Origin of the sequence: Nocardia grenadensis NBRC 108939 (assembly GCF_001613445.1) — a bacterium.
GTDB lineage: Bacteria > Actinomycetota > Actinomycetes > Mycobacteriales > Mycobacteriaceae > Nocardia > Nocardia grenadensis.
In genome coordinates, this window is sequence record NZ_BDCJ01000003.1 from 286,432 (window position 1) to 307,740 (window position 21,309).

Here is a 21,309-nt window from a genome sequence, read left to right on the forward strand (position 1 = left end):
TCGGACCGCCCCGGCCGTCACCGATATGGCCCCGGACCACCGCGCGGCAGCCGGTGCCCTCGGTACCACCGACCGGACGGCCGCGGCCACGTTCGCTGTTCATACCGGTGTCGCGCCGGAAGTCCAGCGGCCGAGGCGGGGCCGCGAACGCCGCGACGGCGCCCGCTCCGGCGGCCCGACACGGCGCAGAGGACTCCGCGCCTCACGCCTCGAGCGTGACCGGCAGCCGGTGCAACCCGTGGAGCGCGCGGGAACGCAGCGGCGCCACCTTCCCTGCGACGTGCGCGTTCGGATACCGTTCGAAGAAGCGTTGGACAGCGACAGCCGCTTCCGCACGGGCCAGCGCGGCGCCGAGACAGAAGTGGATTCCCGCACCGAAGGTGAGGTGACGATGGGGTTCCCGGCGTAGGGGATCGAATACGTGTGGATCGCTGAAGATTTCCGGATCACGATTCGCCGCGGCCAACAGCACCACGATCGGCGTTCCCGCGGTGATGGACCGACCGGCGAGCCGGGTATCGGTCTTGGCGACGCGGACGACGTACTGGACGGGGGTGTCGTAGCGGAGGGACTCTTCGATCACCGGCCCGTAATCGCCGTCGGTCGGGCGCAGGTGCGGCTGCCGCAGCAGCGTGTACAGGGTGTTTCCGAGCAGATGCGTGGTGGTGCCGAAGCCGCCGACCAGCAGCATGCTGCACGTCGCGATGGCCTCACGCAGGCTCAGCCGGGCCGGGCAGTGCTGCGCCAAACCGGCGAGGAGCCCCGGCCCCTCCGGGTCGGCGTGGCTCAGGCTCTCCCGGAAGTACGCTGTCATCTCACCGACGAGGGCACGGGAGCGCTGCCGTTCCTCCGCTGTTCTGGCGCCGTCCAGCAATGAGGCGAGCACGTTCCCCCAGGCGGCGAAGCGCGGGGCCTCGGTATCCGGCAGCCCGAGGAGATGCGAGATCATCGCCATGGGAACGGCTTCGGCATAGTTGCTGATCAGATCGGCGGCCCGGCCGTGCGGCAGCTCGTCCAGGCAACGCCCGACGATCTTTTCGATCCGGGGCCCGAGGTCGGCCAGTTCGCGCCGGTGGAACGTGGGAGCGACCAGGGAGCGCAGCTCCGTGTGCCGCGGCGGTTCCAGCTTCAGGAAGGAGTCGTCGACCGGATGTACCAGTGTGACATCGCCCGCCGCGTTGCGGCGGCGGGCCGACGCCCCGATAGGCGCCGGGCCGAAGTCGCCGCCGGTGAGCACCTGCTGGCTCGAGCCGTGGGAGGCGGTGAACAGCAGGCCGCGCCGGCTGGTGGCCAACGCACCTCGGGCCCGGATCTTCTCGTATTGCCGATGCCGGTCGACGCCCGGCCGAGCCCAGAGGATTCGGGCGCCGGGGTCACCACGAAGAACATCCGAGAAGAGCCGCGCCTTCTCCAATGACATTGTCGCCATGGTCGGATCTCACCTTCCCTAGGCACCGACCGCCGATTCGGCCGGCGCCTGCCGGGCGGGATGGTAATCAGACCAGTAGTACTGGCGGTAGAAGTTCTCGGCCAATGTCACCCAGGTGTTCAGCTGATCGCGATCACCCAGGAAACGATGCATATTGACCAGCAGCCAGCTCCACACGGCCTGACTGTCCCGGCAGTTGTCGCAGTCTCCCGTGGTGGCGCAGTACTGCACACTGTGATCGGTCCGGTAGGCGTTGAAACGGCCCACGATCGGGTGCCCCTCGGTCAGGCGCCGGGCATGCGCCGGGTGATCGTTGCTGATACTGGGGCAGGTCTCCGCGCCGAAAGTACCCCAGTGCGTGCGGCCGGTGACCAAGGTGCGGAAGTAGTAAGGATCCCCGATGACGGTATCGGGATAGGTCTCGCGCATACGGGTCATTTCCTCGATCGCCCGTTCTTCATTGCGTAGTCGCGCAGTGGGATCGGTGCCGTTGTCGCTGTAGTAGCCGAAGTTGATCTGATTGCCGTTGGCGGCGATGGCCTCGACGGTTCGTTCGAGGTACGGCATCCCGGCCTCGCTGAGCGTGTAGACCCAGGTGGCCCGTGGGTCGCCGGCATAGGTGCGCAGTGCCTTGCCGAACAACCCGCTCATCCGCCGGCCGTTGGGCCCGTGACCACGCAACTCATCGTCCACCGGTCCACCGCCCCAGAGGGATACCGCGATCGCGAGATCCTCCAGCCCGTCATAGGGTATCGGCCGCGTCCCGTTCGTCACCACGGTGACATTGCGGATCGTCTCCGCGAACACGCGGACCCGATCCAGGACCAACGCCGGCTCACCGCCGATCAGCAGCGTACTGGTGATCTTCTTGGCATCGCGCAGGTCTTCGGCGAAGGCGCGAATAGTGTCCAGATCGCGGATCTCGACGCTCTGCTTGTCCATATCGTGTTCGAAGAACCAGCAGCCCTTGCACCGCAGATTACAGGCGTCGGTAACCCAGACCTCCACCGTTCGAATACCTCGGGCTACTTCGTTCACGCGCAGCAAGCGCTCCGCCAGTGCCGGATCCTCTTGCGCGATCTCGAATGCTCTGGTTAAAATGCGTTCCTTGCTTGGCCTGACGTCCAGGAAAACGGGCTGAGACACGACATCCTCCTCGGGGCGATGCGGCATGGGTTTGCACGCTGCTGGATGTCACCGGCGAGCCACGCATGTCGAGAATCGACATGCGCCCCCGGTGCGCTTGATGGTCCAGTGGATCGGCAGATGGTTGGCGAGAATGCGGATACGGAGCGGTCGTACGGTTCTGGGCTCGTTAGCGCTACGAATGATTCTAGGACAAACCCTGATACAGCGTGATCGTTCCACGCTATCACTGGCACTCTTGGTAATTCGTTATGGTCTGACCGGATATATTACGGCGGCAGCGGTATTCGATGTTGAGATTCTCAATGCATCGGCAGCGAAATACCACACCGTGGATCACCGCGGTGCAGCCGGGACCGGCCGCACCGCGGTGATGTCACAGACCGAGCGGGGGCGAGGGGGGAAACTCCACGGGCATGGCGGCGAGTGCGCGATGGAAAGGTCCCGGCCGCCAGCGCAGTTCGTCGATCGGGCAGGCGAGCCGCATTTCGGGAAGCGCATCGAGCAACTGATCGATCGCGTTCTGGGCCACCATATAGGCGATCGACTTGGCGGGGCAGGCATGCGGGCCGGCACCCCATGCGAGATGCGCATTGTTGTCGGTGTACTGGCCCGAGTGGATCATCGGATCGTTGTTGCACGCCGACATGCTGATGACGACCGGCTGATCGGCGGGCAACCAGACTCCGTCCCGCATCATCGGCTGCCTCGGGTAGCTGGGGCAGTAGTTCGCCATCGGCGGATCGGTGTACAGCAGCTCGTTCAGCGCGTCCCGGGTCGTCGGGGCCGTGCCCGGTGACGATATGCCGGTGAACCGCGGGTCGGTGATCATGAGAAGCAGGGTGTTGACCGTCAGATTGGTCAGCGGCTCTATCCCCGCCCCATAGAGTACGGCCAGTTGGTGCACCATCTCCGCATCACCGAGCCCGGCCGAATGACCCACCAGGCGAGAGGTGATGTCACGGGCGGGTTCGGCACGTTTGAGCGCGACCAGCTCCAGAAGCGCTTCGTTGATCCTGGCGTCCGCGTCGGTGGCGGCGGCGCCGCCTTCGAACATGTCGGCCATCCCGGCGGCGATGTGCTGCCCGAGATCCGCCGGGCACCCGAGCATGGCATTGAGCACCTGGAAGGTCAGCGGGAAGGCGTACTGACCGATCACTTCGGCACGACCGTCCATACAGAAGCCGTCGATCAGTGGCGCGGCAACCTCTTCGACATTCTGATGCATGGAGAACAGGTCGACCCCGTCGAGAGCGGCGGTGATCGCCTGCCGGTACCGGGCATGTTCCCGTCCGGTGCTACGCATCACATTGGGACGCCATGCCATCATCGGCATGAGCGGGTGGTCGGCAGGAACCGTCTTCTCCCACGACCGCGCGTCGGCCGGAAAATGATCGGGGTCGTTGAAGATGTCGATTGCGGTGTGGTAGCCGAGTACCAAGGTGGCCGGGATGCCGGGGGCCAGCTCCACCGGCGCGAGAGTGCCGTAGCGATCGCGCATCTCGGCGAATACACGATGCGGATCGGCAGCGTACTCCTCGGTGTACAGAGCAACGCGTGGCGGCGCACCGGCCGGGTCCGGAACGGAGTAAGGGCATTGGGCGGTAACGATTTCGGACGACGGTAGAGATTTGGTCAATGCCGGGAACTCCAATTGAGATAAACAGCGACAGATCCAAGAGATTGTCCCTTATAGGCCATCTCTTGTGTCGGAACAGTATTGGTGCGACAGATTCACCGCAAGCGAGAGCCCGGTGCGATCGGCCACTCCCCGCCGCACCGACATCCGGCCGGAGAGGCCGGGCGGCACCGCCGCGCCTCCCGAAGGCGCAGGCAGCGCCCATGCGCCGCGTCGTTGACCCAATCTCGCTCGACAGCAATCAGTTCCGTGATCCGCGCCCGCGATCCCGGCGATCCCATACCTTCCGGCCACCCCCTCGAGCAGTTACTCCTCGCTCCGCGAAGCCGAAACCCGTTTAGCAGCTTTTAAATGTCACATTTCCGCCAAAATACGCGGCTTAGGAGAATTCCGGGCCGGCGGCCTTCTTTACAACCGGGCAAAGCGACCGGGCGCCGGTGCGTTGTGCCGACAGAGGTTCACCAGGGGCGCGCTCGGTCGCCGCGGCGGACCGGCACTCTGTCGCGGTCCACGCCCCGGTCGAGCCGACGCGCAGATCGCCGGTCCCGCTCCGAACGCCCGGCCGGGGCCACAGAGTTTCCGGCTGCGCTCGAAGGAATCCGGATGCCGCACGCCTGCACACTCACGACGACGCTCATCTGGGCAACGGGTGCGTTCGACGGCGCTCCCCCGTGTTCGGCCGGCCACCGACGTCGCCGGCGAAATCCACACTGCGAACACACTTCCGAACGTAGTGGGCACCGGCCGCCGTGTGCACCCCGCGACGCGTCCGATACATTACCGGCGTCATTATCGAACATGAATTTCGTTACCTACGGGAAGGAAGTGTGGCGGTGAAAATCGCCTTCGTCGGGAAGGGCGGCAGCGGCAAGACGACCCTGTCCTCACTGTTCATTCGCCAGCTGGCCGCGCAGGCCGTGCCGGTACTGGCAATCGACGCCGACATCAACCAGCACCTGGCGACCGCGCTGGGCGCCACCGAGGAGGAATCGGCGGCGCTGCCGACCCTCGCCGACCATCTGCCCTTGATCAAAGACCATCTGCGCGGCGACAACCCGCGAATCCCCTCCGGCGAGGCGATGCTCAAAACCACTCCGCCGGGAAACGGGTCACGGCTGCTCGGCGTGGTGGAGGACAACCCGATCTACTCCGCCTGTGTACGGGAAATCCAGGGCGCGCGGCTGATGGTGACCGGCCGCTTCTCCGAAGAGGAGCTGGGAGTGGCCTGCTACCACTCCAAGGTCGGCGCCGCCGAGATGCTGCTCAACCATATGGTCGATCTTCCGGGCGAGTACGTGGTGGTCGATATGACCGCCGGCGCCGACTCGTTCGCATCGGGTCTGTTCACGCGTTTCGACCTGACCGCGCTGGTGTGCGAACCGACACTGCGCAGTGTCGGCGTCTACCGCCAGTACCTGGAATACGCCAAGGATTTCGGCATCCGCATCGCGGTGATCGGTAACAAGATCTCCGACGAGCAGGACCTCGAGTTCCTGCGCGAACAGGTCGGAAACGACCTGCTGTGCTGGATAGGACGTTCCGCCCACGTCCGGGCCGCCGAACGCGGCGATATTCGGCCGATCACCGACCTCGAACCGGATAACCGCAATGCTCTCGGCGAGATCCGGGCCGCGCTCGACACCGTCGACCGGGACTGGAAGACATACCACCACCACACGGTGCAATTCCATATCCGCAATGCCGAAGCCTGGGCGGGCCGGGATGTGATCACGCAGATCGACCCCGATTTCGTCCTGGGTCCGGATCTACGCTCCGGGCAATCCGCCGCGCTGGCCACCCACTAGCCCCACCCGACAGATACGGCGCCGATTCGCCTGTGACCACCTTCTTTTCGTGGCCGCCACGTCCATGGTTCGGTGGTCGCAGATGATGGGCATTTTCGCCATCGACGGACAGTTGCGGAGTCGACGCCGGAAGGCCGTGGCAGCACCGATCGTCGGCGTGATGCGATATCCGAGGCGTGGACTATGACCAGGTCGCCGTCCAGCGGACCGCGGCGGCACCATATCGATTCCGATGACGGCCGCGATCCGTTCCGATAACGACAGTTCCGCGGCCCCGCGGGAGGAAGACGGTGACCCGGTCCGGACCGAGAAGTGGTGATACCTAGTGATCAGGGAGAGAGCCGGGGTCGGGCTGGCAGGTGATGTCGGCGTCGGGAAGGGTTCCGTCACCGAAGTAGGTGTTGACGACGTCGTGCACGCAGCGACTCAGGTCGGCGCGGAGGACGCCGTGCACGCGGGTATCCGCCAGCGTGACCATTCGCGACGCGGTCAGGTCCTCGTGTAGAGCGAGGCCTTGCCGGTAGGGAGTGCGAGTGTCACGGGTCGCCTGCACGATCAGGGCCGGCGCCGCATTGTGCACAGCGGTGGGTTCCTCGATCGGGTCCGGCCAGAACGCGCACGCGGTGATGTTGTTGGCGAATGCGCCGAACACCGGCTGGGTCGCCCGGGCGTTTTCGATATTGCGCTGATACCAGGCCGGGTCGCGGGGTGCGGCCCGGTCGCCGCACAGGACCGCGGCCATACCCGACGCGTCCATCGGGACGCCGCCGCTGATCTTCGTTTTCAGCTGCTCCATGTCGACGGGGAGCCCGGACACCGCGTCGGCCACGAACCGCACGACCGCGGCGAGGTCGGCGTTCTTGTGCGGATTCGACAACAGCGCCAACAGCATCATCGGCACGGTGTGCTCATCGATGAGATAGCCGTTGCCGATGACCGGATGCGCGGCGGCGCCGCGGATCATATCCTCGACGAAGGCGCGGACCTGCGGTCCGCTGCTGCCGAAGTGGTAGTCGGCGTCGCGGCCGGCCGCCCAGATCGCCCAGTCGTCGAGCCCGGCCTCGTTGACGGCACCCATGTCCTGGTACGTGCCGATCCAGTAGCGGTCCGGGTCCATGGCGCTGTCGAGCACCATCCGATCGGTGCGCCGGGGGAACATCTGCGCGTACACCGCGCCGAGATAGGTGCCGTAGGAGCCGCCGTAATAGTTGAGCCTGCCTTCACCGAATGCGCTGCGGATGATGTCCATGTCCCGGGCGGTATTGCGGGTGGTGATCTGGCGGGCTTTCTCCGGATCGGGTGCCACACAGGAGGCCGCGAGCGCGGCGGCCAGAGCGGTATCACGTGCGAAGCCGAAGGCGTCGAAACCGGCGGAGAACAACATGGTGGGCAGCGGCAGCGCACAGTTCACCGGATCCGATCGGCCGATACCGCGGGGGTCCATGCCGATCAGGTCGTACTGGGCACGCACGTCCGGCGTGAGCCGTTCCTGTAGGCCGGCCATCATGCTCAGGCCCGGACCGCCGGGACCGCCCGGGTTGGACAGCATGATCCCGCGCCGGCGGTCCGGGTCGGTGGCCGGGATACGCGAGATCGCCACGGTCAGCGTGCGGGAGTCCGGCCGGCTGTAGTCGAGGGGCACGGCGACGCCCGCGCACTGCGCGCCCGCACCGTCGAGGGCCGCGTCGTCACACGACCCCCAGGCCAACTGCTGGCGATAGAACGACCCCAGCCCGGCCGGGATGTCATCGGCCGAGTCGGCGCGCGCCGACCCCATGGGCACTGTGGCGAATGTGGCCGCCGTGATGACCCCCAGCACCAGCCATCGAATCCATCGAATCGGCATCGGATCTCCTGTCCACGATATCTGTGTCCGCATCCTGTTTCCGACGCTCGGACAGTTTCGGGTCTGGCGCAGGCGTCGGTGTCGTCTTGCTGAAGCCGGCCCCGGCGACGCCGGGGCTTTCGGGGTCGTCATCCATGACGCACCACGCTCACCGCGGTCAGGGCCCTGAAATCTGTTTTTGCGACGCCGGCGTGGTGCCGGGATCGCAGTCTCGTGCGGTAGCGGACCTCGCCGGACGATGACCTGGCGTGTCGAGGTACGTCTGCGCGCCGGTACCGGGTCTGCTCGGCCGGGCCTCGCCTCCACGCGGGTGGCCGTACCGGTTGCCGGCAACCCTCCGGTCGAGCCGGCCGATGGGGTTCGGTCGGGATGCCGCCATTGCGTTCGGTGACCGTGTCGTCACCGACCTCCGCCCTGACGACCAGGACCTCTCCTCGGCCGCCCGAACCGGAGTACGCGATCGTTATGCTATCGTGCAGTCAGTCGTTACGCTATCGTGATCTTGGCCCAAATGTGACATGGCCGGTCAGCGAGCCCGGAGTGGTTGCGGGTTGGCCGCCCGGACACGGGAGGCATGATGAAATCCGAGCAGACTCCGTCGACCTATCCGAACAACATGAGCCGGGCCGCGCGTCCGGCTACCAGCGGATTCGTCCTGCCGTTCCACGGCGTGCCCGGTGTATGCCGGCCACCGGTACCAGCGCGGCGGATCGGACGGTTCTGGCTCGCGCTCCTCGCACTCGCCGCGGTCGCGCTGCCGGCGGCATTGTCGATACCGGCCGCGCGCGCCGCGGTACCGCCGCCCGGCGAGGATCCTTTCTATGCCGCGCCGGCCGACCTCGCGTCACATCCGAACGGCACGGTGCTCGGATCGCGGACGATCCCCCTGCTCGGCCTGCCGTTGCCGGTGGACGCGTACCAATTGCGTTATCGGACCACCGATTCGGATGCTGCTCCGCAGCTGGACGTGACGACGGTGCTGGTGCCGCCGGTACCCTGGGACGGGCCGCGGCCGGTGTTGTCGTACCAGGTACCCGAGAACAGTCTCGATACCCGGTGCGCGCCGTCGTTCACCCTGCGCGGCGGACGCAACGGCACCGATATGGCGGCCGTCGCACAGGATGCGCCGTTCATCGCGGACGCCCTGCGGCGCGGATGGGCCGTGGTGGTCAGCGATTACGAAGGGCCGCAGTCGCGGCTCTTCGACGGGGTGACATCCGGGCGCGGCGTCCTGGACGGAATCCGGGCCGCCCGGTCCTTCGCTCCGGCCGGGATCGACACCGCGAGCCCGATCGGAGCCTTCGGCTATTCGAGTGGCGCCTTCGCCACGCTGTGGGCGGCACAGTTACGCCAGGAATACGCACCCGACGTGGGCTTCGTCGGCGTCAGCGCCGGCGGCGTGCCGACCGATATCCCGGCCATGGCAGAGCATGCCGACGGCGAGGCGGGGGCGATACTGATCCTGCTCGGGCTGGCACGGAACGAACCCGACTCCCGGCTGGCCGACCTGCTGAACGACCAGGGGCGCAGTGCACTGCGCACGGCGGACACGTCCGCCTGCGGCGCCGATCTGGCCCAGAAATACCCGGATGTCCACATCGATGACCTCGCTGCGGTCCCGAACCTGCTGACTACTCCCGCTTTCCGCGCCGCGGCCGTCCCCAACGAACTCGGCGGCACCGTCCCCGACGCCCCGCTCTACCTGTACCACAGTGTTTCCGACGAGAAGATCCCCGTCGCCGGCTACACCGCCCTCGTCGATACCTATTGCGCCGCCGGCGCCACCCTCACCGCGACCCACTCACCGTTCCCGGGGCATATCGGAGCAGCCGCGGGTGAAGCACTCGGCGGCATGAACTTCCTCGCCGATCGCTTCGCCGGCACCCCGCAGGCCCCTGGGTGTGCAGAGCAGTAGGGACGAGCGGTGCCGCGGGCACCGAGGGCCGAGCCGCTTCGACCCGCTCCGGCCCCGCCGCCGACCGCCGGCCGGATTCACGGCCGGCGGCCGGCGTGCCGGGACGACCGGGATGTGCAGCAGTTCCACGGTGCGCTTGTCCACCAGGTCGCTCGCCGTGTAATTGTCCAGTTCGCGATAGAACATCTCCTGCGCCGTACCCGGCATGTGCCGCAGGCGGCAGGCGGACGCCAGGGGGGCACGGCGTATCTCCACCGCACTCCACCACCCGGGCCGCCCTCGAGTCCGCGCACGATCTGCCCGACCGTGGCGGTACGGTTTGTGCTCGGTCAGGAAGACCCCGCCGGTTCGGCCGCGATGCGCCGCCACAGGAGGTACCGGGATCGCCGGTTCGGCGGCGTCGTCGTCCGAGGTGCCCGCGGACACGACATCGCCTCGTACGCACGGCCGCTCGACAGGTGTCGCGATCGACGGTAAGCATGGGCGGGTGGTGAGCCGCCGAGACCAGATCAAACGCGTCGCTGCCGGGCTTTTCGTCGAGCGCGGAGTAGCGGGGACCAGCGTCCGGGATATCGCCGAGGGTGTCGGGATGTTGTCCGGGAGCCTCTACCATCATTTTCCGTCCAAGGATGCGATCGCGTTCGCGATCCTGGACGATTTCCTGACCGATCTGAACACCCGCTACCGATCGGTACTCCCGCACGTGACCGGGATGCGGGAGGAGCTACGCGCCCTGGTCTACTCCTCGATCGAGATCGCCGAGGCGCATCCCTACGCGACCGAGATCTACCAGAACGAGAAGGCGTATCACGGACCGGGCGCGCCCGAGGAGATCGCGCACGCGGTCCGGGAGGCGCATACGTTCTGGATCGACGCCGCGACCCGGGCCAGTACCTGCGGGGAACTGCGCGCCGGACTCGACCCGGTCGAGTTCGCGCGGATGCTGCGCGAGGGTGTGTGGTGGTCGATCCGCTACCACCGGGAACATCTGGCACAGCGGCGTGACGAGGTGACCGATACCGTGGTGGCCGCGTTCGTCGACGGCGGCGCCGCCCCGGAGATTCGCGCGTCCGACGGCCCGGCAGGCGACGCCGCGGCGATCACCGATCGGCTCGACCGCATCGAGCGCCGGCTGGAGAACCTATCGAAACACCTGGTCGACGAGTCTTAACCCATGTCCGCGTGACCTCTTTCGCGGCACCCCGTTGACAGAAACAGTGGCGCAGGACACACTCTCAAGCAATTGCTTGGCTACGGCCAAGCGCTTGCTTGATTGGTGGTGGTCTCATGAGACGTACCCGGATTCTTTCCTGGGTGCTGGCCGCGGCTCTGCTGCCGGTGGGATGTGCTCAGGTCCGTGAACCGGTGGACGATTACATCGTCATCGGCATGGACGAGGATTCGACCGGGCCGGGCGCGTCCTATTCGACGATCGCCGGTGACACCGTCCGCGCGACGGTGGATCGGCTCAATGCCGAGGGCGGGATCGGCGGCAAAGAGGTCCGGCTGGTGGTGGAGAACGACGAGAGCAGTCCGACCAATACCCCGTCCATCATTCGCAAACTGGTCGACCAGGGCGCGTCCGCCGTCATCCTGGCGACCGGGAGCGGATCGGCCCTCCAGGCCAAACAGATCTCGCAATCCACCGAGGTCGTCACCATCGCGCCCACCGCGCTGACCGACGCGGTCGCCGGTCCCCCCGGTAATGACTTCGCCTATATGGTCCCGAATCCGCTGGCCCAGTATGCCGATGTCTACTGCGGCGCCTTCGCCGCGCAGGGCAGGAAGCGGCTCGGTGTGCTCGCCGATTCGAGCCCGGCGATCGCGGGCATCCTCGCCACGCTCTACCCGAAGCTACGCGGGTGCATCGATATCGTCGGCACCCAGAAGGCGGCCGTGGACGCGGCCGATCTCACCGCCGGGGTGAGCCGGCTCCTCGACGGCGATCCCGATGTCGTACTCGTCGCGAGTGTCGGCGGAAATTTCGAACTACTCGCGCAGAACACGGTGCACCGCCTGGCGCCCGGGCTGCAACGGTTCTCGCTGGCGTCGATCGGAAACCAGCCGCAGTCGTGGAAGCTCGCCGCGCCCGGTTCCCTCGACGGGCTGGTCTATATGGGCAGCCTGAGCGACGACAATCCGCGGACCACCGAACTACAGAACTGGCTGCGCACGATCAAAGGGCCGAATTATTCGCTCACCGCGTACGACGCGCAGGCCTACGACTCGGTGATGCTGCTCGCGCGGGCGATCGAACTCGCCGGAACCCACACCGATCGGCTGCGCCTCAACCAGGCTCTGCAGCAGGTCCGTGACGTTCCGGCGAGTTTCGGCCAGGCGCCGCTGACCCTGTCGTTCGCGCCGGACGACCATATCGCTCCGGATTCGGCCTGCGGGCTGGTGCTCATCGAATTCGGTGCCGACAACACCCCGGCCGGTCCTTGGACCGAGTACCAGCCGGAGTGCACACCGAAGGGATCCGATCGATGAGCGATCCACAATTGTGGCTGGCCGGCGCCGAGATCGGTTGTTTCTTCGCGCTCGTCGCGTTGTCGATCTACCTGGTCGTGGTGGGCGCCTCGTTCTTCAACTTCGCCGCGGGACCGTACGCGATGGCCGCGGGCCTGCTGGCCGGATACGCGTCCGCCCAGTGGGGTGTGCCGATCGTCGCCGGCGCGGTACTGGGCGTCGTGGCGGCCGTGGGGGTATCGCTGCTGACCGAGATCGTAGTGGTCCGGCCGGTGCAACGCCGGTCCGGCGGCGCCGAACTTCCGGCTCTGGTCGCGGTGACCGCGACGTTGTTCGCCATTCAGCAACTGGCGGGCACGCTCTTCGGCCGGACCCCGGTTTCGGTCCCGAACCTGTTGCCGCTGCCGGATTTCCACCTGGGAACGGTCTCGGTCCAGGGCACGACGGCGACCATCATCCTGGTCACCGTGATGGTCCTGCCGGCCACAGTCCTCTGGTTACGCAGCACGACCACCGGGCAGTTGCTGCGCGCGGTGGGTGACAATCACGAAGCGGCCCGAACGATCGGCGTGAACGTCACCCGGGTCCGGTTGTGGGCGTTCGGCCTCTCCGGCGCGATCGCCGGCATCGCGGGCGTGGTCTTCGCGGCGAAGTCGGGTGCACAGTTCACCAGTGGGTTGTCCTGGACACTCACGGGTTTCCTCGCACTGGTCGTCGGCGGCACCGGGAAACCGTGGGCACCGTTGGTCGGTGGGCTGGCGCTGGGCTGGATCCAAGTTTTCGGCAGTTTCTATTTCGGCGCCACCGGCAGTTCGATCGCCATCTTCCTCGTCGCCCTCGTGTTCTTCGCGTTCCGGCCCGAAGGCCTGTTCCAACGAAAGGTGCGTGTGTGATGGCCGTTTCCGCGATCGCGACCACCAAACCCGCAGCGCGGACGGTCCTCGGGGAGCTCGGCGTCTGTCTCGCCGTCCTCGCCGTGGTACTGCTGTGGATGGGGCCGAGCCTGTATCGGCAGGACCTCGTCTTCCTTGCCGCCACCTACGCGCTGGTGGCGCTGGGTATGTATCTGCCCTTCGTGCTGGCCGGCTCGTTGTCCATGGCATACAGCGCCTATGCGGCCATCGGCGCCTACGCGGTGGCCTATCTCTCGGTGAAACAGGGGTGGTCGCCGTGGTGGGGCTGGCTCGTGGGCACGGTGATCGCCGCCGTGGTCGCCCTAGTACTCGCGGTCGCCACCAGAAAGCTGTCGGGGTTCTACCTCGCCGCCGTGACCTTGCTCTTCGCCATCGCATTCGAGCATTGGCTGGGTGACGCCACCACGATCACCGGCGGGGCGTCGGGTATCTCCGGTATTCCGGTGCCCTCGCTGTTCGGCTGGGAACCCCCGCGTTATGCCCAGGTGGTGGCCGCGATCGCGTTCGTCTGCGTGGTGGCGGTGTTCATCGACCGCCTGCGCCGCTCGGCCTGGGGTCTGGCCTTGTCCGCCGCGCGCGAGAACGCGCCCGCGGTGCGGTCCACCGGGATCTCCCCCACCCACCTGACCGTGGTGGCGCTGGCCTCCGGCGCGGCGATCGCCTCCACCGGAGGCGCCCTGTTCACCGCGTCGGTGCAGGCGGTGACCCCCGAAACCTTCGGCCTGGACCTGGTTTTCCTCGCCATCTTCATGCCGATCATCGGTGGCCGCGGTTCGGCCTGGGGCGCTCCGCTCGGGGCGCTGATCGTCGTCGGTGTCAGCCTGAACATGCCCGGCTACCAGGGGTCGGGTGAGCTGCTGCTGGCGGTGGTCGTGCTGGTCATCCTCCTGCTCGCACCCGGCGGCGTCATCGGCTGGATCCAGCGGGCCTTCGAACGGCTCGTACCGCCCCGAAATCAGGACAGGAGGTGACAGCGATGGTATCCGCGGACCCCGGGGCCCTGCTGTCGGTGCGAGGTGTGACCAAGCACTACGGTGGCGTCACCGCTGTGGACCAGGTGGGTTTCGACCTGCCGGCCGGCCGGGTACTCGGCCTGGTCGGCCCCAACGGCGCCGGAAAGACCACTTTGGTCGACTGCATCGTGGGCACTCAATCCGCCGACTCGGGAACAGTGCACGTGGATGGCTATGTCCTGCCCGCCGGGCCCACGGCACGTGCGCGTGCCGGACTCGCCCGGACATTCCAGCATCCACAGCTGGCCCTGGAACTCACCCCGATCGAGAACATCGTGCCCGGTATCGTCGGCCGGTCCCTCGGTTCCTACGGAGCATCTGTGCGGGCGTTCCTGCGCGGGCTCGCGGGCACGCCCCGCTCGGTACTCGACACCGCGGCCGCCGTGGCCGCGGAATACGCCGTCACCACCGACCGCGTCCCCACCGGCAGCCTCGGCCTGGGCTCCCAGCGGCTCGTCGAAATCGCCCGCGCAATGGCCGCGCGACCCAGGGTGCTGCTGCTCGACGAACCATTCGCCGGATCCGATACCGACGGGATCGCGGCGATCTCCCGCGCTGTCCGGCAGGTGCGTGACTCGGGACATTCGGTGGTGCTGGTGGATCACAATGTCGACCTGATCGCCGAACTCGCCGACTCGGTGGTACTGCTGGCCGACGGTGCCGTGGCGTTCACCGGCAGCCCGCAGGACTGTATGCGCAGCGCCGAGATGCGTTCCGTGTACTTCGGTACCACTCAGGAGGCCCGATGATCACCACCCGCGGAGTCGGTGTCCGCTACGGAAAGGCCGTCGCGGTCCGGGAGACGGCACTCGAGGCGCGGTCCGGGGAGGTCACGGCGGTCGTCGGGCCGAACGGCGCCGGTAAGTCGAGCCTGCTGTCCGCGCTGTTCGGCAGTACACCGGCGACCGGAACCGTCCTAGTCGACGACAACGACCTCAGTGGCGCGTCCGCTCAGAAGAGGCTGCGCGCCGGGATCGCGTTCGTCCCGCAGGGGCGGCAGCTGTTCCCGCGTCTGACGGTTCGGGAGAACCTGGAGATCGGGGCGCGGCTGCTGGGCGCCCGCAACGACGTACTCGATACGGCATTCGAACGGTTCCCGATTCTGCGGACGCGGTCGAAACAGCTCGCCGGTGTCCTCTCCGGCGGGGAGCAACAGATGCTGCTGCTCGCCCGGGCCCTGCTGGTGCGGCCGCGCGCGCTGCTGCTCGACGAGATGACCACCGGGCTCTCCCCCAAGCTCGCCGGAGAACTGCTCGAACACGTACGTGGCCTCGCGGATTCGGGAATCACCGTGCTCGTGGCCGAACCGGCGCTGTACCGGGTGGCCGGGATCGTCGACCGCGGGTACGTCATGATCCGGGGCTCCCTTTCCGCACCACAGGACGACACCGACGAACTCGACACCGCCTACCGAGCCGCCCTGGGAATGCTCGAGGAAGCTCTGTGATGGAACACGTGTCCTTGGCCGATCTCCCCGGATTCACAGCGGATCCGGAGGCATACACCGACCACTCGGTGAGCGACCTGGTCCGCCATTGGGCCCGCACCCGCGCGGATGAACCCGCCTACATCAGCCCTGCCGGAACCACCACCTGGGCCGATTACGACCGCCTCGCCGATCGGGTCTGCGCGGCGCTGCTCTCGCTCGGCGAGATTCCTGCGGTCGCGGTGTATCTGCCCGACACCGTGGAGTTCCACGGCACGCTCGTCGGCGCCTACCGCGCGGGTGTTCGCGCGGTCGCCGTCGGCGCCCGGTCCGGCCCGGCGGAAGTCGCGCATCTGATGTCGGCTTCGGGGTCGACCGTGCTGGTCACCGTCCGCGAGAACCGGGGTGTCCCGGTATCGGACCTGGTGGCAGAACTGCGGTCGCGCAACGCGGCCCCGGCGCACCTGGTGATCGTCGACGGGCCGCGAGTCATCACCGACAGCGCCGTGGGGCGCGCGGGCCACCCGGCACCGGTCCGGGAGTTCTCGGTGGACGATGTATGCCTGCTCAACAGCACGTCCGGCACCACGGGCCGGCCGAAACTCGTCATGCAGACCCAGCGACGATGGAGTGCGTTCGCCGCGATCGCCTGCCGGAACGCGGAGATGGACGCCCGGGAGGTCGTAGCCGCGTTCGTACCCGCGCCGTTCGGTTTCGGGCTGTGGACCTCACATTTCCTGCCCGCTCTCCTGGGCCGCCCGGCGTTGGTGATGCACCGCTTCGACCCGGCGGTCGCCATCGATCTGATGGCCGAGTATCGTGCCACGATTCTGGCCTGTGTGAGCACCCAGTTCCGGATGATGCTGCAGACCCCGGACCGAGCGGTGGCCCGGGCCGAGACGCTGCGAGTCATGTTCACCGGCGGTGAGGCCGTGCCCCACGCCGAGGCCCGGCGTTTCGAGGAAGCCACCGGCGCGCTGGTCCTCCAGTTCTACGGCTCCAACGAAACCGGCGCGGCGAGCGCGACCACCGTCCAGGACGACGACGAGACCCGGCTCGGCACCGGTGGCCGGCTCATCGAGGCGATGAACGTCCGCATCCTCGACGACGGCACCACGGGTCCGGGCGTCCGGCGCGGGCAACCGGCGGTCCGCGGGCCCCTCATGTCCCCCGGTTACTGGAACGACGACGCCGCCAACGCCGAACTCTTCACCGACGACGGCTGGATCCGGCTCGGCGATATCGTCGAAGTCGACGACTCCGACCGGCTGCGCGTGGTGGGCCGGCTGGCGGACCTGATCATCCGCGGCGGCAAGAACATCTCCGCGCTGGAAGTGGAGGATTTCATCCGTGAACATCCCGCGGTGGAAATGGTCGCCGCGGTCGGCGTCCCCGATCCGCTGTTCGGGGAGCGGCTGTGCGCGGCGGTGACACTGACTCCGGGGACCGATCGGCTGTCGCTCGCGGACCTCAACACCTGGCTGCGCGCCCAGGGCATCACTCGGGAGTACCTGCCGGAACGGCTGCGCGTGCTGGAGAGCATGCCGTTGGCGCCCGGCGGCAAGATCGCCAAAGCACAGGTCGAGCAGTTGGTCGGGACGAATGGAGGAGATGACGACTATGACGGACGACCCAACCGCCGGTGATCTCGGCAGACGCACTGCGATCGTCACCGGCGCCGCGCGAGGACAAGGCCGCGCGATCGCGCGGGCACTGGCCCGGCGGGGTGCCACCGTATGGCTCGCGGACCTCTGCGCGCCGAGCGATACCGCCCCCTACCCGCTGGCCACCGAGCACGATCTGACCGAAACGGCGCGGCTGATCGACGCGGACGGCGGCGTCTGCCACACCGGCCTGCTCGACGTCCGCGATTCCGCCGCCGTCACAGCGTTCGCCCGGACCGTTGCCGCACAGACCGGCAGTATCGACATACTCGTCACCTCCGCGGGCATCGTCGGCTTCGCGCCGGTCACCGAACTCTCCGACACCATGTGGGCCGATATGCTCGCCACCAACCTGACCGGCACCTTCCACTGTCTCCGGGCGGTACTCCCCCATATGACCACCGGCTGGGGCCGGATCGTCGCCATCTCCTCGATGAGCGGCCGGCAGGGCACCCCGAACCTCGCCCACTACTCGGCGTCGAAATGGGGGGTGATCGGGCTCGTCAAATCTGTCGCCCTCGAATACGCGGAACGTGGGATCACCGCGAATATCGTATGCCCCACCAATGTGGACACCCCGATGCTCCACAATCTGGCCCTGTACTCGCTGTTCGCCCCCGATCTCGACCACCCCTCCCGCGACGACGTCGAAGAGCGCTACGCGCGGATGAGCCCCATGCGGATCCCGTGGTGCCCGCCGGAAGCGATCGCCGCCGCGGTCGGCCATCTTGTCGGCGAGAGCGGGCGCTATGTGACCGGAACGGTACTCGACGTGGGGTTGGGGGGCACTGCCCGGATGCCGTGACCTGCGGCGCCGCGAAGCGAAGGCTCCGGAAGGTCGTTGTTCTCGCGAGAACGGAAAAATTTAGGAGATGCTCTGTGCGGCGCGCGAGCGAATCCGGATCGCTTCGGTAGCGTCCTCACCCGACCGGTATCCGAGACCAATGAGGAGTAGCGGGTGCGAACGCAGAGTCGGTGGGTGGTGCGGAAGCGGCTGCGCAGAGTCGCTGCGGTCGTTGCGTCGATGGTCCTGACCACCTGCGTGGGCGGGGCAGTGGTCAGCGCGGCCCCGATCGGCACCCCGGTGCTGCGGGCCCCGGCGGGCGGCTATCAAGAACTTCTCGTGCCGTCCGGTATGGGACCGATCAAGGTCCAGGTGCAATGGGCGGCGCGCGGTGGTAGTGCGGCGCTCTACGTGCTCGACGGCCTCCGCGCGCCGGCCGATCACAGTCAGTGGACCAGTGATACCGACGCCCTGCGGCAGTTCGCGGGCGACAATGTCACCGTGGTGTTCCCGGTCGGCGGCCGTTCCAGTTTCTACACCGACTGGTACCGGCCCAGCGGGACCAACGGCCAGACGGAAACCTACAAGTGGGAAACCTTCCTCACCCGTGAATTGCCCGACTTCCTGGCCGGATACGGGGTGTCGCGGACGAACAAGGCCATCGTCGGCGCCTCCATGGGCGGCGGGGCCGCTCTGACATTGGCCGCGTACCACCGCGACCAGTTCCGGTTCGCCGGATCGTTCTCCGGATTCCTGAATCCGACCTTCCCCATGTGGAACGAAGCGGTCCGCGCCGCGATGTGGGACGAGGGCCGATTCAATGTGGACGATATGTGGGGCCCGGTCGGCGACCCCGCCTGGAGCCGCAACGATCCCACCGTGCAGGCCGAACTCCTGCGCGGCCTGCCGATGTACGTCTCGGCCGGCAACGGCGGCCCCGGGGCTCCCGATGTGCCGTACGGCGTCGGCAACACGGTGAACGCCATGGGACTGGAGGCGATAGCCGCGGTGGGCACGCAGATCTTCCGCGACAGGGTCGCGGCGCTGGGCATCCCGGCCCGTATCGACATCGTCGACGGCACCCACACCTGGCCCTACTGGGGCCGGGCACTCGCCACCGCCCGCCCGATGATCCTGGATGTACTCGGGGCCCATTGACGGTAGCCGACCAGACGTCCGGAACCGGTCGTATCTTCACTGCGGACGGCCGCGGGTCCGGGCCGGGGGCCGACTTCGCACCCGGACCGGACCGGGCGGCGCAGCCACTCGGCCACTGAACCGGTTACGTTCTCCCGGTGCTGCCGACATCGAACTCCAGGACATCCGGCGGCCCGACGAAAGCAGGTACGGATTCCGCTCCCCGCTCTGGCGCGTCGAGTGCCTACGCGGCCGTTACGGTGCGGGTGCAGCACGGATCCGCAATGGTTGCCGCGGGTAAACTGCGGAGTCACGCAGGGGTCTGGTGCAGTAGGTACGACCATGGAGTTCGATCATGCACATCCATGCCGCCGACACCGCGGGCGAATCGGCCGATATCGAACTCCGCGTCTACGCCGAGCTGAACGATTTCCTACCCCCGCGTTCCCGGTTCTCGGTGTTGCAGCGGCCCGTACGGCCCCATCAAACCGTGAAGGACATCGTCGAGGCGGCCGGTATCCCACACACCGAAATCGACCTGCTGCTGGTGAACGGGGAATCCGTCGATTTCGGACACCACCCCGGCCCGGGCGACCGGCTCGCCGTCTACCCGGTGTTCGAGAGCCTCGACATCGGCGCGCTGACCCGGGTGCGCCCGCGCCCGCTGCGTGAACCGCGCCTGCTCGTCGATGTCAATCTCGGGGGCGCCGCTCGGCTGCTACGACTGATGGGCCTCGATGTCCGCTGCGACTTCGACGCCCAGGACGCGCAACTCGCCGAGATCGCCCTGGACGACCGTCGCATCCTGCTCACCAGGGACCGCGGCCTGCTCGCCCGCCGCATCGTGACCCACGGCCTCTTCGTGCGTGCCGACCTTCCGATCGACCAGGTAGTGGAGGTGATCGACCGCCTCGACCTGTCCAACCGGCTGGACCCGCTCACCCGCTGCCTACGCTGCGGCGCACACCTGGCGGACGTGGCGAAGGCCGACGTGATCGACCTGCTTCCTCCTCTCACCCGCCGCGGGCACGACACCTTCCGCCGATGCACCGGCTGCGCACGTGTGTACTGGGCGGGCACTCACCAGGACCGTCTCGAAGAACTCGTCGCCCGCATCATGTCCAAGATCCGGAGGCCCTCTCCACCTGAGGTCGCCCGCGTTGCGGGCACTCGGTGACCGACGACTTCCCCGGCCTTCTGATCGGCTCGGCGCCCGACCGATGCGCATCGGCATCGCCCGGGCACTCGCACCGGACCCGTTTCCCGGTTGTCGATTCCGCCTTCCGTTCGGCCCGGCGCGGCGTTTCGGCGGCACCGCCGGAGTCATCCGCCGACCACCCCACGCCGGGCCCCGGCTCAGTCGTCCGGTTCGACCGACAGCACCGTGGCCGTGCTCATATCGACCGTCACCTCGTAGCCGGCGCCGTCACGGGTCCGGAGGTCGACCTCCAACTCGGGGGCACCGCCGGACAGGTCGACCTCGACGGACTCGACCGTCGCCCCCATCAGTGCCTGCCGTGCCGCTTCCAGCGACTGCTGGTCTTCGGGCGCCGGCTGCGCGGTTGCCGCGGCGGAACCACCCCAGACGATGATCGCCGCGAGGGCTGAGCCTGCCCACAAACGACGTACCCCGCCGCTGTGGTGACCGATCGTGTACATCAACGAGTCCTCCTCGATATATCGGTAGCCGGATCCGCGATTCCGCGGTTACCGCATATTGCGCTGTTTACGCTGGTAGGACGTATTGCGCATGCAGAACTACCCACTCCGGGACGGTCTACACGCCTTCCGCATCGCGGCGTGCAATCGGCGCCCAGAGGAAGTAGGAGCCCCCCGCGGGTTCCCCCGGCCGGTGGCAGAACCCGCGAGACCGGCGGGGCATCGCGTAGACGAACGCCCGGCTCCGTTCAGGTGCCAAAACCTGTCACAGCGCCGAGGCGGCATCGCTGCCATGACGGCCTTCCTTCGGAGTCGTGAGGACAACGTGCGCGATCCCGATTCCAGGAGCGCTTGCAGTCACCTTCGATGGCAATCGGATCGCCGCCCGGCTTGCCGCCGAACCATGCCATCGGACAACCATTTCCGCTGTACAGAGAGTTATCTGAAGTACTGGACAACGAAT

General features: G+C 67.5%; 17 protein-coding genes. 12 read left to right on the forward strand and 5 right to left on the reverse strand.

Going from position 1 to position 21,309, the window contains the following annotated elements; all coding sequences use genetic code 11:
* Nucleotides 1-202: 202 nt before the first annotated feature.
* The 3 genes from NGR01S_RS03500 to NGR01S_RS03510 form a co-directional block, all read right to left on the reverse strand.
* Complete coding sequence (locus NGR01S_RS03500) at nt 203-1,429, reverse strand: cytochrome P450 (RefSeq protein WP_084480321.1); 1,227 nt, start codon at nt 1,427-1,429, stop codon at nt 203-205.
* 18 nt (nt 1,430-1,447) lie between these two features.
* On the reverse strand, nt 1,448-2,437 hold the full coding sequence (locus NGR01S_RS03505) for a radical SAM family protein (protein ID WP_063034689.1): 990 nt from the start codon (nt 2,435-2,437) through the stop codon (nt 1,448-1,450).
* Between the two features lie 514 nt (nt 2,438-2,951).
* Nucleotides 2,952-4,076 carry a cytochrome P450 family protein gene (locus NGR01S_RS03510; RefSeq protein WP_307718757.1) on the reverse strand — a complete coding sequence of 375 codons (1,125 nt, stop codon included), beginning with the start codon at nt 4,074-4,076 and terminating at the stop codon, nt 2,952-2,954.
* A gap of 965 nt (nt 4,077-5,041) precedes the next feature.
* Between NGR01S_RS03510 and NGR01S_RS03515 the strand changes: the two genes are divergently transcribed.
* Nucleotides 5,042-6,019 (forward strand): ATP-binding protein, encoded by a 978-nt coding sequence (locus tag NGR01S_RS03515; protein WP_245664419.1) that lies wholly within the window; start codon nt 5,042-5,044, stop codon nt 6,017-6,019.
* 322 nt (nt 6,020-6,341) lie between these two features.
* On the opposite strand, the gene NGR01S_RS03520 is transcribed toward NGR01S_RS03515, so the two are convergent.
* Complete coding sequence (locus NGR01S_RS03520; protein WP_084480322.1) at nt 6,342-7,865, reverse strand: alpha/beta fold hydrolase; 1,524 nt, start codon at nt 7,863-7,865, stop codon at nt 6,342-6,344.
* 577 nt (nt 7,866-8,442) lie between these two features.
* On the opposite strand from NGR01S_RS03520, the gene NGR01S_RS03525 reads away from it, so the two are divergent.
* From NGR01S_RS03525 to NGR01S_RS03575, 11 genes are all read left to right on the forward strand, one after another.
* On the forward strand, nt 8,443-9,780 hold the full coding sequence (locus NGR01S_RS03525; protein ID WP_169811857.1) for a lipase family protein: 1,338 nt from the start codon (nt 8,443-8,445) through the stop codon (nt 9,778-9,780).
* Nucleotides 9,781-10,267: 487 nt separating this feature from the next.
* Entirely contained in the window at nt 10,268-10,951 is a 684-nt protein-coding gene (locus tag NGR01S_RS03530; RefSeq protein WP_063034691.1) for a TetR/AcrR family transcriptional regulator, read from the forward strand.
* A gap of 116 nt (nt 10,952-11,067) precedes the next feature.
* On the forward strand, nt 11,068-12,270 hold the full coding sequence (locus NGR01S_RS03535) for an ABC transporter substrate-binding protein (RefSeq protein ID WP_063034692.1): 1,203 nt from the start codon (nt 11,068-11,070) through the stop codon (nt 12,268-12,270).
* Entirely contained in the window at nt 12,267-13,142 is an 876-nt protein-coding gene (locus tag NGR01S_RS03540; protein WP_063034693.1) for a branched-chain amino acid ABC transporter permease, read from the forward strand. Before NGR01S_RS03535 ends, NGR01S_RS03540 begins: the two co-directional genes overlap by 4 nt.
* Nucleotides 13,142-14,134, forward strand: a complete 993-nt coding sequence (locus tag NGR01S_RS03545; protein WP_063034694.1) for a branched-chain amino acid ABC transporter permease — start codon at nt 13,142-13,144, stop codon at nt 14,132-14,134. Before NGR01S_RS03540 ends, NGR01S_RS03545 begins: the two co-directional genes overlap by 1 nt.
* Before the next feature lie 5 nt (nt 14,135-14,139).
* Nucleotides 14,140-14,925, forward strand: coding sequence for an ABC transporter ATP-binding protein (locus tag NGR01S_RS03550; RefSeq protein WP_063034965.1), 786 nt, complete (start codon nt 14,140-14,142; stop codon nt 14,923-14,925).
* The gene (locus NGR01S_RS03555; protein ID WP_063034695.1) at nt 14,922-15,623 is read left to right on the forward strand and encodes an ABC transporter ATP-binding protein; all 702 of its coding nucleotides are present in this window, start codon (nt 14,922-14,924) and stop codon (nt 15,621-15,623) included. Before NGR01S_RS03550 ends, NGR01S_RS03555 begins: the two co-directional genes overlap by 4 nt.
* Complete coding sequence (locus NGR01S_RS03560; protein ID WP_084480324.1) at nt 15,623-17,248, forward strand: class I adenylate-forming enzyme family protein; 1,626 nt, start codon at nt 15,623-15,625, stop codon at nt 17,246-17,248. The genes NGR01S_RS03555 and NGR01S_RS03560 overlap by 1 nt, the downstream gene beginning before the upstream one ends.
* Nucleotides 17,223-18,071 carry an SDR family NAD(P)-dependent oxidoreductase gene (locus tag NGR01S_RS03565; protein WP_063034697.1) on the forward strand — a complete coding sequence of 283 codons (849 nt, stop codon included), beginning with the start codon at nt 17,223-17,225 and terminating at the stop codon, nt 18,069-18,071. Before NGR01S_RS03560 ends, NGR01S_RS03565 begins: the two co-directional genes overlap by 26 nt.
* 219 nt (nt 18,072-18,290) lie before the next feature.
* Entirely contained in the window at nt 18,291-19,208 is a 918-nt protein-coding gene (locus tag NGR01S_RS03570) for an alpha/beta hydrolase (RefSeq protein WP_084480325.1), read from the forward strand.
* Between the two features lie 334 nt (nt 19,209-19,542).
* Nucleotides 19,543-20,364: a Mut7-C RNAse domain-containing protein gene (locus NGR01S_RS03575; RefSeq protein WP_063034699.1), complete on the forward strand. Its 822-nt coding sequence runs from the start codon at nt 19,543-19,545 to the stop codon at nt 20,362-20,364.
* A 179-nt stretch (nt 20,365-20,543) separates the two neighbouring features.
* Here NGR01S_RS03575 and NGR01S_RS03580 read toward each other — a convergent pair whose 3' ends face one another.
* Nucleotides 20,544-20,849: a PepSY domain-containing protein gene (locus tag NGR01S_RS03580; protein WP_157107098.1), complete on the reverse strand. Its 306-nt coding sequence runs from the start codon at nt 20,847-20,849 to the stop codon at nt 20,544-20,546.
* Between the last annotated feature and the right edge of the window lie 460 nt (nt 20,850-21,309).